Here is a 14355-nt window from a genome sequence, read left to right on the forward strand (position 1 = left end):
GGCGGCGGCTCGAGCTCCGGCTTGGGCGCCGGCTTGCCGCTCTGGCGTGCGATGCGCTCGCGCTCGGCCCGCTCGGCGGCGGCCTTGGCGCGGGCCAGGGCGCGCGCCTTCGCTTCCGCTTCAGCCTTGGCCTTGGCCGCGGCCAGGGCGGCCTGGCGGCGCCGTTCGGCCTCGGCCTGCTCGCGGATCAGGCGCGACAGGCGGTCCACCAGCTCGGTCATGCGCTGTTCGTCGCGCTGCAGGCGGTCGGCCTGCTTGCGCTGGTCGGCCAGCTTGGTCGACAGGTTCTGCAGCAAGCCGGCGCGCTTGGCCTTTTCCTTTTCCAGCGTTGCCTTCTGTTCCTGCTGCTCGCCGGCGATTTCCTGCAGCTCCAGCTGGGCGTTCTCGACCTTGTCGCGGTTGGCCTCGACTTCGGCCAGGTTGGCACGCAGCGAGTCCAGCAGTTTTGCCTGGGCCTGCGACACATAGGCCATCATCTGCAGGTCGCGGTTGATGCGGTTCGGGTTGTCGCCAGACAGAAGGAGCTTGATCCGGTCTTCGTTGCCGGCCACGTAGTGTTCGCGCAGCAGTTGTGACAATTGTTTCTTTTGATTAACAATTGTTTGCTGCAAGCCTTCACCCTGTTTCGACAGCTCATTCAGGCGCGTGCTGGTTGCGTCCTGTTCCTCGGCCAGGTCGCGCAAGGCGCGGTTGGCGTCGGAGATGGCGGCCTCGGACGCCGCCAGCTCGTCGGCGGCGTCGGCCCGCGCGTCCTCGGTGCGGGCGATGTCGCGCTTGATCGCTTCCAGCTTCTGCTGGATACCGGTGCGCTGCTTCTCCGCAGTCAGCTTCTGGCGGCTGCGTTCGGTCTGGCGTTGGGCAAAAGCGGGTTCAAGCAGGGCGACGGCCAGCAGCGCGCCCAGGAGCGCGCTGCCGGCGAACTTCGTGAATGGCAAACGCAAGACTTATTTCGCCTTCCCTTGGCTGGCCACGGCCGCCACGGCGGCGGCGATCGCTTCCTGGTCGCCCAGGTAGTAGTGCTTGATCGGCTTCAGGTCCGCATCCAGTTCATACACCAGCGGCTGGCCGTTCGGGATGTTCAGGCCGACGATGTCGGTGTCGCTGATGTTGTCCAGCATCTTGATGATGGCGCGCAGGCTGTTGCCGTGGGCCGAGATCAGGATCTTCTTGCCGGCGCGGATGGCCGGGGCGATTTCCTCGTCCCAGCACGGCATCACGCGCGCCACGGTGTCCTTCAGGCATTCGGTCAGCGGGATCTGCTCTTTCGCCAGGGCCGCGTAGCGCGGGTCATTGAAGGAGGTACGCGGATCGTTTTCTTCCAGCGCCGGCGGCGGGGTGTCGTAGCTGCGGCGCCAGACCAGCACCTGCTCGTCGCCGAATTTTGCGGCGGTCTCGCCCTTGTCCAGGCCCTGCAGGGCGCCGTAGTGGCGCTCGTTCAGGCGCCAGTCGTTCTTCACCGGCAGGTACATCATGTCCATCTCGTCCAGCGCCAGCCACAGGGTGCGGATCGCACGCTTGAGCACCGAGGTGTAGGCCACGTCGAAGGTGAAACCGGCTTCCTTGAGCACGCGGCCGGCGCTCCTGGCTTCGTTGATGCCTTTTTCGGTCAGGTCGACGTCGGTCCAGCCGGTGAAGCGGTTTTCCAGGTTCCAGGTGGATTCGCCGTGGCGCATGAATACGATTTTGTACATAAGCTCTTCTCAAGAAAAAATGCAATTGAAATCCGGTCCAGCATCTATTTTATAATGCGCCGATTCAGTTCAACCAACGGAACCCTTGTGAATTTCATTCTCGATAATATCTTCATCGTAGCGATCGCCGTGATTTCCGGCGGCGCCCTGCTCTGGCCGGCCCTGGGCCCGCGCGGCAAGCGCGTCACCCCGCTGCAGGCCACGCAGATGATCAACCGCGGCAAGAGCCTCGTGCTCGACGTGAGGACTGCCGAGGAATATGCCGCCAGCCACCTGCGCGACGCGAAACACATCCCGCTGGCAGACTTGGGCAAGCGGATCGGCGAGCTGGAGAAGTCGAAGAACCGCACCGTGATCGTCGTCTGCCAGACCGGCGCCCGCGCCGACAAGGCGGCGCGACTGCTAGCGGCGGCAGGCTTCGAGGACGCGCATGCGCTCGAAGGCGGCCAGGCGGCATGGATCGCGGCCGGCTTGCCGGTGACTAAATAATTTATGGGAAAGGAAGCATCATGACCGCACACGTCGTTCTCTACCACACTGCCAGCTGCCCCTACTGCGTCCGCGCCGAGCGCCTGCTCGAAGCCAAGGGCGTGACCGACATCGAACGCATCCGCATCGACCTCGATCCGGAGCAGCGCCAGATCATGATGCAGCGCACCGGCCGCCGCACCGTGCCGCAAATCTACGTGGGCGACACCCACGTCGGCGGCTTCGACGACCTGTACGCACTCGAGCAAGCAGGCCGCCTGGATCCGCTGCTGAAGGGTCAGCAAGCTTGATTTGACGGGCTTTGGGGTCCGGGGCGCTGGGGGTATTGCATCAGAATTGATTTTGATACAATTACCCTCGCGTTTGACCAAAGTACCGGGACGGCGCGTCCGTCCACCATCATTTAAAACGAAAGCGTTCCATGTCCGACGAAAACCTGCAACCAGTATTCCAAATCCAACGCGTCTACCTGAAAGACATGTCGCTGGAACAACCGAATTCCCCGTCGATCTTCCTCGAGCAGGAAGCCCCGACCATCGAAGTGTCGCTGGACGTCGGCGCCGAGTCGATCGCCGAAGGCATCTACGAATCGACCGTGACCATCACCGTCACCGCCAAGCTGAAGGACAAGGTCGCTTTCCTGGTCGAAGGCAAGCAGGCAGGCATCTTCGAAGCCCGCAACATCCCGGCTGACCAGATGGATCCGCTGCTGGGCATCGGCTGCCCGAACATCGTCTACCCGTACCTGCGCGCCAACATCGCTGACGTGATCAGCCGTGCAGGCTTCCCGCCGGTGCACCTGGCCGAGATCAACTTCGAAGCCTTCTACCAGCAGCGCCAGCAGGCAATGGCCCAGGCCGCTACCACCCCGGCACAATAAGTTGTTCCCATCCACGGGCGCCGCTGCTTGCGGTGTCCGTGCCTCCGGCGCCCCGGTCACTTCGTCCTTCGGCCCGCCATGATTCCATCCCGTCTCCTTGCAAGCGTGCTCCTGTTGGCGGCACCGTCCGCATTCGCCTTCGACTTCAAGAGCGTGGGCGCGGCCCCGGTGATCCTGTACGACACCCCGAGCACCAAGGGCGCCAGGATGTACATCGCCCCGCGCGGCATGCCGCTGCAGGTGGTGTCGAGCTACGCAGAGTGGTTCAAGGTCCGCGACGCCAACGGCGACCTGGCCTGGACCGAAGCCAAGGGCCTGAGCCCGCGCCGCAACCTCGTGGTTCGCACGCCCGGGGCCAAGGTATTCGCCGGCCCCGACGAGACCAGCCAGGTCCTGATGACGGCCGACAGGGGCGTCCTGCTCGAACTGGTCGACCCGACCGCCCTCACCTGGATCCGGATTCGCCACCGTGACGGCATCGACGGCTATGTCCGTGCGAACGACGTCTGGGGCCTGTGATGCCCCGCAGTTTTAACTAATGCGCATGCAACAACAGAAAACTCCCTACAAGATCACCGTCCTGGGCGCCGGCGCCTGGGGCACGGCCGTGGCCATCGCCCTGGCCGCCCGTCACGACGTGCTGCTGTGGGGCCGCAATCCCGAGCAGATGGCCGAAACCCAGGCAGCGCGCGAGAACCTGCATTACCTGCCCGGTTACCCGCTGCCTTCCTCCTTGCGCGTGAGCGCCGACTTCGAGGCCGCGCTGGCCCACGTGGCCGGCGCCTCGGCTGACGAAGCACCGCTGCTGATCCTGGCCTGCCCGGTGGCCGGCCTGCGCCCCCTGCTGGGGCAGCTGAAGGGCCGCGCCATTCCGAACGTGGTCTGGCTGTGCAAGGGCTTCGAAGCCGGCACCGGCCTGCTGCCGCACCAGGTGGTGGCCGAGGTGCTGGGCGACAGCGTGCCGGCAGCGGCGCTGTCCGGTCCCTCCTTTGCCCAGGAAGTGGCGCGCGTTCTGCCCTGCGCCCTGACTGTGGCCTCGACCTCGGCGCCGCTGCGCGAGCGCGTGGTCGCCGCGGCGCACGCCGACAACATGCGGGTCTACGCCTGCGACGACATGGTCGGCGTGGAAGTGGGCGGCGCGGTCAAGAACGTGATGGCGATCGCCACCGGGGTCTCGGACGGCCTGGGACTGGGCCTGAACGCCCGCGCGGCCCTGATCACCCGCGGCCTGGCCGAGATCACCCGCCTGGGCGTGCACCTGGGCGCGCAGGCCGGCACCTTCATGGGCCTCGCCGGCATGGGCGACCTGATCCTGACCTGCACCGGCGACCTGTCGCGCAACCGGCGCGTCGGGCTGGCGCTGGCCCAGGGCAAGCAGCTGGACACCATCGTGGCCGAACTGGGGCACGTGGCGGAAGGCGTGCCGTGCGCGAAGGCGGTGCGCGAACTGTCGCGCAGGCTGGGCGTGGAGATGCCGATTACCGAGGCGGTGGCCGCGGTGCTGTTCGATGGCGTGAATGCGACGGAGATGGCGCAGAGGTTGCTGGCGCGGGATCCGCGGGATGAGTTGGCGTGAGTTAGTGGCTGCTCAGGCAAAATTGGGTACCGGCCTTCGCCGGTACGACGGTTTTGAAGCTATGGGTACCAACAACACTGTCGTTACCGCACACTGAATCAACGTCGTCCCGGCGCAGGCCGGGACCCAATTCCTTCGCGTAACGCTAACGCATCAGTTCCCCGACCCACGCGGATCATTCGTCGGCCCACCCGTCCGCACCGGCCCCAGCAGGATGGTCATCAAGGCCACCGCATCCTTGTTGGCGCGGATCGCGTGCGGCTCCCCGCCCGCCAGATACACCATCTCGTTCGGCCGCAGGATCGTGGTGCGCCCGTGTGCGTCGAAGGCGATTTCTCCTTCCAGGCACACCAGGGTCATCTCGCCCTCGACCCGGTGCTCCGGCATCGGTTTTTCCTTCGGCAGCACCAGCCGGATCAGTTCCATGTGCTCGGTCTTGATGAGCGCAATCGACGTGAAATGGGCGATGTCGTCGTCGCCGCGCTGTAATACGATGCGCTCGCCCGAAACTGCATGTTGCAAGGCCATGGTCGCCCTCCTTATTCGCTTGGTTCCTGTTCTTCCCGCAGCTCCGGCACCTCATCTGGTACACCTCGCAGCCAGGTCACCAGCGGGAACGCATCCTTCATTCCGCTCGCCAGCTGCGGCACCAGCAACTCGGGTGAGTTGAGCAGCAGCGGTACCTCGACCCAGACGAAATAGCTCTTCAGCTTCAGGTACTCGACCAGCGGGTGGTTCGGGTCGACGCCTTTCGGGGGCCGCTGCAGGACGTCTTCGAACTGCAGGTCGCCATAGGTCGCGCGGAGATGCTTATTCTTCAACATTTTGCTGAAGCCTGTCGCATCGTTGACCACGTGCTGGCGGATCGCCTTCAGGCGGTGCGCCGGCGGCAGGTATTCGCCCGCGCCGAACAGCAGGTTGCCGTTGGCCTCGATGTGGAAGTAATAGGTCGGGCCGCCCGCCGCACTCGGACGGCGCTTGTTGAGCGGCGCGATGCCGGCCGAGAAATGGGTTTTGTAGGGCCGCTTGTCCTTGGCGAAGCGCACGTCGCGGTGGATGCGGAACAGCGCCTTCTTGGGATCGCAGGCGGCCACCCCCTTGTCGAACGCGCCTAATTCATGGATCAATTCGGTGACCACTTGCAGGAATTCGGCCCGCAGGATGTCGTAGCGTGGTTTGTTCCAGAGGAACCAGGGACGGTTGTTGTTCTCGCTGAGCTCGCTTAAGAATTGCGTCAGGTCACGCAGGTGCATGAAGAGGTCCGAAAAAGTTTACTGGGGCTGGCGCGGACGCTTGCCGACGGTGACGTCGAGCGTGGACTCGCGGTTCTTGCGCAGGATGCGCAGCGGCGCCTTTTCGCCCGGCTCGAGCTGGGCGATCAGGTTGAGCATCTCGCTGGTGTTGGCCACGTCCTTGCCGCCGACCGCGACCAGGATGTCTCCGGGACGCATACCGGCACGGTCGGCCGGGCCGCCGCGCACCACGCCGGCGATGATGGCGCCGCTCGAGCGCCCCAGGCCGAAGCTTTCGGCCAGTTCGGGCGTGATGTCCTGCGATTCGATGCCGATCCAGCCGCGCACCACCTGGCCATGCTTGACGATCGAGTCCAGCACCATCTTGGCGGTGCTGACCGGGATGGCGAAGCCGATGCCGACCGAGCCGCCGGTCTGCGAATAGATGGCCGAGTTAATCCCGAGCAGCTGGCCGTTGGTGTCGACCAGCGCCCCGCCCGAGTTGCCGAAGTTGATCGCGGCGTCGGTCTGGATGAAATTCTCGAAGTGGTTGATGTGCAGGTTGTTGCGCCCCAGCGCAGAGATGATACCGAGGGTGACGGTCTGGCCGACCCCGAACGGATTGCCGATGGCCAGCACCACGTCGCCCACCCGCGCGCCTTCCGGATCGCCCAGCACCATCACGGGCAGCTTGCGCTCCGCAATGCGGATCACGGCCAGGTCGGTCTCCGGATCGGTACCGACCACGCGCGCCGCCGCCTTGCGCCCGTCCGCCAGGCCGACCTCGATGACGTCGGCGCCTTCGATCACGTGGTTGTTGGTCAGGATGTAGCCGTCGCCGCTGACGATCACGCCCGAGCCGAGGCTGGCCAGCTGCTCGTCGGGCGGCATCCGGTCGCCGAAGAAGCGGCGGAAGAAGGGGTCCTTGAGCAGCGGATGCGTCTCGCGCGTGGCCTTGCTGGTGAGGATGTTGACGACGGCCGGCATGGCGCGCCCGGCCGCCTCGCGGTAGCTGCCGCTGGCCGGCACGCTGGCCCCCTGCAGCACCGGCACCTGCTGGCCGGCCGGGCCGAGCGCCACCCGCGAGGGCGCGCGCTCCAGCCAGTCCGGCCGCATGGCGGCGACCACGAAATACAGCGCCAGCGCGACCGTGACGGCCTGCGCGAACAGCAGCCAGAAGCGCCTGAACGCTCCCGGCTGGCGCCGCGGGCGCATGCCCGGCGGCTTGAGTTCATGGACGCTGTCGCTCATGGCTTGCTTTCTCAGGGCTTCTTCAGGGAGTCGCGGATGTCGCGCAGCAGCAGGATCTCTTCCTTCTCGGCCGGCGTCGGCGCCTCGACCGGGCCACGCAGGCGGTTCACGACGCGCACCATCTGGAAGATGACAAAGGCGAGCAGGATGAAGTTCAGCAGAATGGTGAGGAAGTTGCCGTAGGCGAGCACGGCGCCCGCCTTTTGGGCCTCGGCCAGCGGCAGCGCGGTGTCCTGGCCATTCAGGGGCAGGTAGTAATTCGAGAAATCGAGGCCGCCGAACAACATACTGATCGGCGGCATGATGACATCCTTCACCAGCGAATCGACGATGCGGCCGAAGGCGCCGCCGATGATCACGCCGACCGCAAGATCGACGACGTTGCCGCGCATGGCGAAGGTTTTGAACTCTCCCATCATTGACATGTTTGTTCCCCTTAGGTTGTTATTGAGTCATGCGATTTCATGATACCCCAAGCGACAATGCTACGGATGCACACGCAGCTTTGTGGTCTAACAGGAGGGTCAATTCCACGCGGATGTGTCCGCTTGATAATTTTTTTCCAATCGGTATTGCCGTTCACATATAATTTTGTGTTGCTGGAAGCTCTTTATTGATTCTTAAGATTCGTATTTTCACGGAGTGGGGTTGGTATGAGTATTGAAAAGCAGGTCGATTCAGGCCGACGCGGACTGCTCGTCGCGACATGCGCTGCTGGTGGCGTCGTCGGGGTGTCCACGGCGGGCGTTCTTGTGAGTACCTTCCAGCCGTCGGAGCGGGCGAAAGCCGCCGGCGCCCCGGTCGAGGTCGACATCTCCGACGTCAAGCCAGGCGATATGAAGGTGGTCGAATGGCGCGGCAAGCCGGTCTGGATCCTGCGCCGCACCCCGGAGATGATGGCCACCCTCGAGAAGGACACGGCCGAACTGGCCGACCCCAACTCCGAAAAAGAATACCAGCTGCCCACGCCCGAATACGCCAGGAACCCCTGGCGCGCGCGCGAAGACCACAAGGAAGTGCTGGTCACGGTCGGCATCTGCTCCCACCTCGGCTGCTCGCCCTCCTCGCGCCTCGCGTCCGGCCCCCAGCCGAATCTGCCCGACAACTGGCCGGGCGGCTTCCTGTGCCCCTGCCACGGCTCGACCTTCGACCTGTCGGCGCGCGTCTTCCGCAACAAGCCGGCGCCGACCAACATGGACGTCCCGCCGTACATGTACCTCTCCGATAACAAGCTGATCATCGGCAAAGACGAGAAAGGCGAGGCATAACATGGGCGGCCCATTCAAAGAAACCCAAGTCCCGGCCAACGCGGGCGCAGGCACCAGGGCACTGGCCTGGGTCGACGACCGCTTCCCGCTGTCGAAGCTGTGGAACGACCAGTGGGGCAAGTACTACGCGCCGAAGAACTTCAACGTCTGGTACCTGTTCGGTTCGCTGGCCATGCTGGTGCTGGTGCTGCAGATCGTCACCGGCATCTTCCTGACCATGCACTACAAGCCGGACGCCAACCTGGCCTTCGGCTCGGTCGAATACATCATGCGCGAAGTGCCCTGGGGCTGGCTGGTGCGCTACATGCACTCCACCGGCGCCTCGATGTTCTTCATCGTGGTCTACCTGCACATGGCGCGCGGCCTGATGTACGGCTCCTACCGCAAGCCGCGCGAGCTGATCTGGCTGTTCGGCTTCGGCATCTTCCTGTGCCTGATGGCCGAAGCCTTCTTCGGCTACCTGCTGCCGTGGGGCCAGATGTCGTACTGGGGCGCCCAGGTGATCGTCAACCTGTTCGGCGCGATCCCGGTCATCGGCCCGGACCTGTCGCTGTGGATCCGCGGCGACTACGTCGTGTCGGACGCCACCCTGAACCGCTTCTTCGCCTTCCACGTCATCGCCCTGCCGCTGGTGATCCTGGGCCTGGTGGCGGCGCACCTGATCGCGCTGCACGAAGTCGGCTCGAACAACCCGGACGGCATCGAGATCAAGGACAACCTGGACGCGGACGGCCATCCTGTGGACGGCATCCCCTCGCACCCCTACTACTCGACCAAGGACTTCTTCGGCGTGGCGGTGTTCCTGACCATCTTCTCGGCGGTCGTGTTCTTCGCGCCTGAAATGGGCGGCTACTTCCTGGAGTACAACAACTTCCTGCCGGCCGACCCGATGAAGACCCCGCCGCACATCGCGCCGACCTGGTACTTCACGCCGTTCTACTCGGTGCTGCGCGCCACCACCGCCGACTTCATGTACGTGCTGATGGCCGCGATTGCCGCCTACGTCGTGTTCATCTGGCTCAAGTCGCGCCTGGCCTACAAGACCAAGATCGCCGTGGCCGTGATCGGCCTGGTCCTGATCGTCGGCATGCTGCCGCAGGTGCTGGATGCGAAGTTCTGGGGCGTGGTGCTGTTCGGTTCGTCGGTGGTGATCATCGCCTTCCTGCCGTGGCTCGACCACTCGCCGGCGCGCTCGATCCGCTACCGTCCGGACTGGCACAAGTACGTGTACATCCTGTTCGGCCTGTGCTTCGTGACCCTGGGCTACCTGGGCACCCAGCTGCCGACGCCGGCCTACACCATCATCTCGCAAGTGGCGACCCTGCTGTACTTTGCGTTCTTCCTGTTGATGCCGTGGTGGAGCACGATGGGCCGGTTCAAGCCGGTCCCGAATCGCCTGACCTACTCGGCACACTAATCACGGACCAAAGGACAGACACATGAAATTTGCGAAGAAACTGATCGCGGTCCTGGCCCTGGTGCCGGGACTGGCATTCGCCGCAGAAGGCGGCTTCCCGCTCGAGCCGGCACCGGAGCGCAGCGACCTTTCGTCGCTGCAGAACGGCGCCAAGCTGTTCGTGAACCACTGCCTGAACTGCCACTCGGCGTCCGCCATGCGCTACAACCGCCTACGCGACATCGGCCTGACCGAAGAGCAGATCAAGAACAATCTGTTGTTTTCACAAGACAAGGTTGGCGGCATGATGACCACGGCCATGCGCCCGGACGACGCCAAGGCCTGGTTCGGCGCCGTGCCGCCGGATTTGTCGGTGATGGCGCGCGCCAAGGCCTCGCCCTCGGGCACCGGCGCGGACTACCTGTACACCTACCTGCGCACCTTCTACAAGGACGACACCCGCCCGACCGGCTGGAACAACATGGTGGTGCCGAACGTGGCCATGCCGCACGTGATGTGGCAGGAACAGGGCGTGCGCCAGGCGAAGTTCCAGGACGTGCCTGACCCGCACGAAGCCGGCAAGACCCTGCACAAGTTCGTCGGTTTCGAAGCGGTACAACCGGGCACGATGACCCAGCAGGAGTTCGACACCGCCACCGCCGACCTGGTTGCCTACCTGGTGTGGATGGCTGAGCCAGCGCAAGACACGCGCAAGAAGTTGGGGGTTATCGTGTTGCTGTTCATGACAGGATTTGCCTTCCTATCTTGGCTTTTAAACAAATCCTACTGGAAAGAAGTGAAGTAAATTCGCTTTCATTGCCCGGTTGGCTATAATACGGGCAATCATTTTTCGGGGTGAATCGCTAGGCGCTTCACCCCATTGTTTCTTAAGGAACTATAAACCATGATGGTTCTCTACTCCGGCACCACGTGCCCGTTCTCCCAACGCTGCCGCCTGGTCCTGTTCGAAAAGGGCATGGACTTCGAGGTGCGCGACGTCGACCTGTTCAACAAGCCGGAAGACATTTCGACCATGAACCCCTACGGCCAGGTGCCGATCCTGGTCGAGCGCGAACTGATCCTGTATGAGTCGAACATCATCAACGAGTACATCGACGAGCGCTTCCCGCACCCGCAGCTGATGCCGGCCGACCCGCTGATGCGCGCCCGTGCCCGCCTGATGCTGTTCAACTTCGAGAAGGAACTGTTCGTCCACGTGCACACGCTGGAAAGCGAGCGCAACAAGACGAACGACAAGAGCCACGACAAGGCCCGTTCGGAAATCCGCGACCGCCTGACCACGTTGGCCCCGCTGTTCCTGAAGAACAAGTACATGCTGGGCGACGAGTTCTCGATGCTGGACGTCGCGATCGCCCCGCTGCTCTGGCGCCTGGACCACTACGGCATCGAGCTGTCGAAGACCGCGGCCCCGCTGATGAAGTACGCCGAGCGCATCTTCTCGCGTCCGGCCTACATCGAGGCGCTGACGCCGTCCGAGAAGGTGATGCGCCGCTGATGTTCACTGCGGGTGCGTCTTCGTGCCCGCATTGAGCGTCGCTCGATTCGATACGCGCCGGTTTCGGACGCCGCCCAGGCGAATCCGGTAAACTGGCGCGGTCAGGTATAGCTTTTTTTATCACATCCATGTCAGAGATCTCCACCAAGCCCTACCTGCTGCGCGCCATCTACGAATGGTGCACGGACAGCGGCTACACGCCCTACCTCGCGGTCAAGGTCGACGCCGCCACGACGGTGCCGATGGAATACGTCCGCAAAGGCGAGATCATCCTGAACATCAGCTACGGCGCCACCTCGGGCCTGAAGATGGACAACGACGCGATCCACTTCCGGGCGCGCTTCAATGGCGTCTCGCGCGAGCTGTACATTCCGGTGCAGAACGTGTTGGCGATCTACGCCAACGAGAACGGCCAGGGGATGGCGTTCGAGGTGAACGTGACTGCGTCCGAGATGGCGCCGCCGTCTGCCGAGGAAGCGGCTGCGCCGTCGCTGTCGGCGGTGCCGGGCAAGCAGGCGGAAACGCCGGCGGCTGAAACCGCTTCCACGCCGAGCGATGACGACGAGCCGCCCAAGAAGGGTGGGCGTCCAACGTTGACACGCATCAAATAGCGTATAATCGTTGTTCCAAGATTAAGCCGACTTAGCTCATCAGGTAGAGCAGTTGATTTGTAATCATCAGGTGGCGGGTTCGAGTCCTGCAGTCGGCACCAGTATCTTCAAGCATTGAGCCCAGCCTTTTGACTGGGCTTTTTGCTTTCTGAGCGCAGGACAAGGTGCGGCTGGCCCGTCATTCAAGCGGTTTCTCCACCGGCAGCGCGATAACTGCCGAGGAAGGCGTCGAAGCCGACGTAACGCTGGGGTGGGTAGTGGTTGCGCTGCCCAGGCCCTTTCGGCAGGGCGGCCCAGATGCGCGCAACCTTGGGCATCGCCTCGGCGATCCTGCCTTCCTTGATCGCGTCGATCACACCCAGGCTGCGCAGGATCTCCACCGCAATCAGGTCTTGCGTACGCGGCGAAAAATCCCGTAGTCCGAGCTTGGCGCCATGATGCTGCCAGGTAGGACGGGTGATCTGGTACATCCCGGCCGCGGTGGACTTGCCGCCGATGCCCGGGCCCGGATGGGTCGACATGTCGGTGAAGCGCCAGCGATCGTCCGCCCTTCCCTTCAGCGCGCCATACCGGAAATCATAGCCGCCGCCTTCGGCTGCCGCGATCGCCTTCAGGAAGGCGGCGACGTTCGGATGGGTCAGGTGCTCCTCGTTCTCCGCCAGGAGCGCTGCAGCGCGCGACGAGGACCGGGGTGCCGCGTCCAGCGTCGCCGTGCTTTTTGAGATGGACATGATTTCCTCCCAAGGAGTGCTCGCAAGCGCCGGCGCCGTGCGTGGTCACCGGCTCTGAACTCATCATAGGAAAGGAGCGTGCCCGGCAGTTGAGGGAGCGCAGACAGGCCTCGCGTCGCACCCACATTCCTTGCGCAAACACCTTGCAGCCTGGCACAAGAATCTGGCAGGAAATTTCAGCCGCCTGGAAAGAACAAGGCCGCCGGATCGGCGGCCTCTCGCATCAGGAACTGGCCTGTTCGACCAATCCCCTGTTCTGTACCCGGCTCAGCTTCGGATGAACGATCGGGATCGTCAGCATCGTGCTGGCCACCGCCATCAGGAGCAGCGCGGTAAAGGTCTCGCTGGTGATGATCTGCTTGTCGAGCAGGATGTTGGCGAAGATGATCTCGATCAGGCCCTTGGTCTGCAGCAGCCATCCGATGATGGAGGCCTCGCCCTTTTTCCAGCCCAGCGCCCGGCCGGCGACGTGCGCGCCGGCGAGCTTGCCGCCCACCGAGGCCAGCAGCAGCAGCCCGGCCACGAAGAACACCGGATAACTGCCCACGTCCCACTTCGTGCGCAGGCCGGTGCTCAGGAAGAACACCGGCATCAAGACCAGCAGCACGTTCTTGAACAGCGCGTCCAGTTTCTCCTGCTCGAACCAGTCCGCATCCATCACCACGCCGGCCAGGAAAGCGCCCACCATGTAGTGCAGGCCGGCCCAGTCGGCGCCGAGGCTGCAGGCGATCAGCCAGATCAGGGCGACATACCAGCGGTCCCTTGCGGGCAGGCGCAGCATCAGCCGCCGGAACAGGATGGTCAGCACGCCGAAGGCCAGCAGGAAGCCGAGCTGGCGCCCCACGCGTTCCCAGTCCAGCATGATCAGCGCCAGCACGCCCCAGATGGCGACGTCGTCCAGGCTCGCATAGCGCAGGATGCGCTGGCCCATCGGCTGGCGCAGGATGTCGAGCTTTTCCATCAGGAGCACCAGCACCGGCAGCGCCGTCACCGCGCAGGCCATGCCAATGCCCAGCACGAACTGCCAGGGGGCGCCGCTGGGACCGATCCAGCCTTCGTAGGCGAGCAGCAGCAGGGCTGCGCCGCAGCCGAACAACAGCGGCACGCTCAGCGACAGGCCGGCCGTGGTCACGCTCTCGCGGCGGTACCGCCACACCTTCTTCAGGTCGAGCTCGATCCCGGCCAGCATCACGAACAGCATCACGCCCCACCAGGCAATGCCGTTCAGCGTCTTCACCACGTCCGGGTTGAAGACGAAGCGGTGGTACTCGGGATAGACCGCACCCAGGATGCCGGGTCCCAGCAGGATGCCCATGATGATCTGGACGACAGCCAGCGGCGCGAAATAATCGGTCTTGCCAAGCCGCCACACCAGGTAGGGTGCAACGAAAATGAGCAGCATCGCGATCAGGAAAATCTCGGTGGTATTCATGGTCTCTCCAGGCCTGTCCTTGTCTCTTGCATTGCGCAAGGCGGACATTGTAGTGTGCTGAACGCAGGCAACGACTGGAAACGATACCACACCATTCGGCTGCGGGGACATGGGGTGTCGCCTATTTTTTGCGCATCTTTTCTTATCTTGGCGACATTGAAAATGTGCCAGAATCCTGATTGCAATATTTGTTTGACCCCGATTTCACCCGGTGCTATAGTCGGGCAAAGCCAGTGGTAACGTTTCCAACTTTACCAAAAAAACGGCACATAACGGAGACAC

18 protein-coding genes and 1 tRNA gene are annotated in these 14355 nt (G+C 63.7%); 11 read left to right on the forward strand and 8 right to left on the reverse strand.

The genetic code is table 11. The features are described 5' to 3' along the window. Together B2R83_RS17865 and gpmA are read right to left on the reverse strand one after the other, a co-directional pair. The coding region (locus B2R83_RS17865; protein WP_292044204.1) for a murein hydrolase activator EnvC family protein at positions 1-935 on the reverse strand (935 nt) is incomplete at its 3' end. A gap of 9 nt (positions 936-944) precedes the next feature. After that, entirely contained in the window at positions 945-1691 is a 747-nt protein-coding gene (gene gpmA, locus B2R83_RS17870; RefSeq protein ID WP_292044005.1) for a 2,3-diphosphoglycerate-dependent phosphoglycerate mutase, read from the reverse strand. 87 nt (positions 1692-1778) lie between these two features. Here gpmA and B2R83_RS17875 point away from each other — a divergent pair, with 87 nt between their 5' ends. From B2R83_RS17875 to B2R83_RS17895, 5 genes are all read left to right on the forward strand, one after another. Next, a complete protein-coding gene (locus B2R83_RS17875) occupies positions 1779-2180 on the forward strand; it encodes a rhodanese-like domain-containing protein (protein ID WP_292044006.1) in 402 nt (133 codons plus the stop codon). Between the two features lie 20 nt (positions 2181-2200). Beyond that, a complete protein-coding gene (grxC, locus tag B2R83_RS17880; protein ID WP_027867491.1) occupies positions 2201-2470 on the forward strand; it encodes a glutaredoxin 3 in 270 nt (89 codons plus the stop codon). A gap of 131 nt (positions 2471-2601) precedes the next feature. Next, positions 2602-3060 (forward strand): protein-export chaperone SecB, encoded by a 459-nt coding sequence (gene secB / locus B2R83_RS17885; RefSeq protein ID WP_027867490.1) that lies wholly within the window; start codon positions 2602-2604, stop codon positions 3058-3060. A 78-nt stretch (positions 3061-3138) separates the two neighbouring features. Further along, the gene (locus B2R83_RS17890) at positions 3139-3579 is read left to right on the forward strand and encodes an SH3 domain-containing protein (protein ID WP_292044007.1); all 441 of its coding nucleotides are present in this window, start codon (positions 3139-3141) and stop codon (positions 3577-3579) included. A 25-nt stretch (positions 3580-3604) separates the two neighbouring features. Continuing rightward, positions 3605-4636 (forward strand): NAD(P)H-dependent glycerol-3-phosphate dehydrogenase, encoded by a 1032-nt coding sequence (locus B2R83_RS17895; RefSeq protein WP_292044008.1) that lies wholly within the window; start codon positions 3605-3607, stop codon positions 4634-4636. Positions 4637-4789: 153 nt separating this feature from the next. On the opposite strand, the gene B2R83_RS17900 is transcribed toward B2R83_RS17895, so the two are convergent. From B2R83_RS17900 to mscL, 4 genes are read right to left on the reverse strand one after another with little or no spacing between them, the layout of a single operon-like run. Beyond that, positions 4790-5164: a cupin domain-containing protein gene (locus B2R83_RS17900; RefSeq protein ID WP_036205958.1), complete on the reverse strand. Its 375-nt coding sequence runs from the start codon at positions 5162-5164 to the stop codon at positions 4790-4792. A gap of 11 nt (positions 5165-5175) precedes the next feature. Continuing rightward, the gene (locus B2R83_RS17905) at positions 5176-5889 is read right to left on the reverse strand and encodes a DUF2461 domain-containing protein (RefSeq protein WP_292044009.1); all 714 of its coding nucleotides are present in this window, start codon (positions 5887-5889) and stop codon (positions 5176-5178) included. Between the two features lie 18 nt (positions 5890-5907). Continuing rightward, positions 5908-7083, reverse strand: coding sequence for a Do family serine endopeptidase (locus B2R83_RS17910; protein WP_292044205.1), 1176 nt, complete (start codon positions 7081-7083; stop codon positions 5908-5910). A gap of 47 nt (positions 7084-7130) precedes the next feature. Then, entirely contained in the window at positions 7131-7544 is a 414-nt protein-coding gene (gene mscL / locus B2R83_RS17915; RefSeq protein ID WP_036205960.1) for a large conductance mechanosensitive channel protein MscL, read from the reverse strand. Between the two features lie 228 nt (positions 7545-7772). Between mscL and petA the strand changes: the two genes are divergently transcribed. From petA to B2R83_RS17945, 6 genes are all read left to right on the forward strand, one after another. After that, a complete protein-coding gene (petA, locus tag B2R83_RS17920; protein WP_036205961.1) occupies positions 7773-8387 on the forward strand; it encodes a ubiquinol-cytochrome c reductase iron-sulfur subunit in 615 nt (204 codons plus the stop codon). 1 nt (position 8388) lies between these two features. After that, positions 8389-9804, forward strand: a complete 1416-nt coding sequence (locus B2R83_RS17925) for a cytochrome b (protein ID WP_292044010.1) — start codon at positions 8389-8391, stop codon at positions 9802-9804. Between the two features lie 22 nt (positions 9805-9826). Then, positions 9827-10588, forward strand: coding sequence for a cytochrome c1 (locus B2R83_RS17930; RefSeq protein WP_292044011.1), 762 nt, complete (start codon positions 9827-9829; stop codon positions 10586-10588). Between the two features lie 99 nt (positions 10589-10687). Further along, positions 10688-11299, forward strand: a complete 612-nt coding sequence (locus B2R83_RS17935; RefSeq protein WP_026354566.1) for a glutathione S-transferase N-terminal domain-containing protein — start codon at positions 10688-10690, stop codon at positions 11297-11299. A gap of 128 nt (positions 11300-11427) precedes the next feature. Then, positions 11428-11910 (forward strand): ClpXP protease specificity-enhancing factor, encoded by a 483-nt coding sequence (locus B2R83_RS17940; protein ID WP_292044012.1) that lies wholly within the window; start codon positions 11428-11430, stop codon positions 11908-11910. Positions 11911-11935: 25 nt separating this feature from the next. Beyond that, positions 11936-12011 (forward strand) — tRNA-Thr (locus B2R83_RS17945). Positions 12012-12092: 81 nt separating this feature from the next. Here B2R83_RS17945 and B2R83_RS17950 read toward each other — a convergent pair. After that, the gene (locus B2R83_RS17950) at positions 12093-12641 is read right to left on the reverse strand and encodes a glycoside hydrolase family 104 protein (RefSeq protein ID WP_292044013.1); all 549 of its coding nucleotides are present in this window, start codon (positions 12639-12641) and stop codon (positions 12093-12095) included. A 223-nt stretch (positions 12642-12864) separates the two neighbouring features. After that, positions 12865-14073 (reverse strand): cation:proton antiporter, encoded by a 1209-nt coding sequence (locus tag B2R83_RS17955; protein ID WP_292044014.1) that lies wholly within the window; start codon positions 14071-14073, stop codon positions 12865-12867. Between the last annotated feature and the right edge of the window lie 282 nt (positions 14074-14355).

The sequence above is a fragment of the Massilia sp. UBA6681 genome (assembly GCF_002454935.1).
In the GTDB taxonomy this organism is placed as follows: Bacteria; Pseudomonadota; Gammaproteobacteria; order Burkholderiales; family Burkholderiaceae_D; genus Telluria; species Telluria varians.

Excerpts from the sequence above, each read along its gene's own strand:
- grxC (WP_027867491.1), top strand. The coding sequence starts at position 2,201 with ATGACCGCACACGTCGTTCTCTACCACACTGCCAGCTGCCCCTACTGC.
- B2R83_RS17955 (WP_292044014.1), bottom strand. The coding sequence starts at position 14,073 with ATGAATACCACCGAGATTTTCCTGATCGCGATGCTGCTCATTTTCGTT.
- B2R83_RS17940 (WP_292044012.1), top strand. The coding sequence starts at position 11,428 with ATGTCAGAGATCTCCACCAAGCCCTACCTGCTGCGCGCCATCTACGAA.
- B2R83_RS17905 (WP_292044009.1), bottom strand. The coding sequence starts at position 5,889 with ATGCACCTGCGTGACCTGACGCAATTCTTAAGCGAGCTCAGCGAGAAC.
- mscL (WP_036205960.1), bottom strand. The coding sequence starts at position 7,544 with ATGTCAATGATGGGAGAGTTCAAAACCTTCGCCATGCGCGGCAACGTC.
- gpmA (WP_292044005.1), bottom strand. The coding sequence starts at position 1,691 with ATGTACAAAATCGTATTCATGCGCCACGGCGAATCCACCTGGAACCTG.
- B2R83_RS17925 (WP_292044010.1), top strand. The coding sequence starts at position 8,389 with ATGGGCGGCCCATTCAAAGAAACCCAAGTCCCGGCCAACGCGGGCGCA.
- B2R83_RS17900 (WP_036205958.1), bottom strand. The coding sequence starts at position 5,164 with ATGGCCTTGCAACATGCAGTTTCGGGCGAGCGCATCGTATTACAGCGC.
- petA (WP_036205961.1), top strand. The coding sequence starts at position 7,773 with ATGAGTATTGAAAAGCAGGTCGATTCAGGCCGACGCGGACTGCTCGTC.
- B2R83_RS17935 (WP_026354566.1), top strand. The coding sequence starts at position 10,688 with ATGATGGTTCTCTACTCCGGCACCACGTGCCCGTTCTCCCAACGCTGC.
- B2R83_RS17890 (WP_292044007.1), top strand. The coding sequence starts at position 3,139 with ATGATTCCATCCCGTCTCCTTGCAAGCGTGCTCCTGTTGGCGGCACCG.
- secB (WP_027867490.1), top strand. The coding sequence starts at position 2,602 with ATGTCCGACGAAAACCTGCAACCAGTATTCCAAATCCAACGCGTCTAC.
- B2R83_RS17950 (WP_292044013.1), bottom strand. The coding sequence starts at position 12,641 with ATGTCCATCTCAAAAAGCACGGCGACGCTGGACGCGGCACCCCGGTCC.
- B2R83_RS17930 (WP_292044011.1), top strand. The coding sequence starts at position 9,827 with ATGAAATTTGCGAAGAAACTGATCGCGGTCCTGGCCCTGGTGCCGGGA.
- B2R83_RS17910 (WP_292044205.1), bottom strand. The coding sequence starts at position 7,083 with ATGCGCCCGCGGCGCCAGCCGGGAGCGTTCAGGCGCTTCTGGCTGCTG.
- B2R83_RS17895 (WP_292044008.1), top strand. The coding sequence starts at position 3,605 with ATGCAACAACAGAAAACTCCCTACAAGATCACCGTCCTGGGCGCCGGC.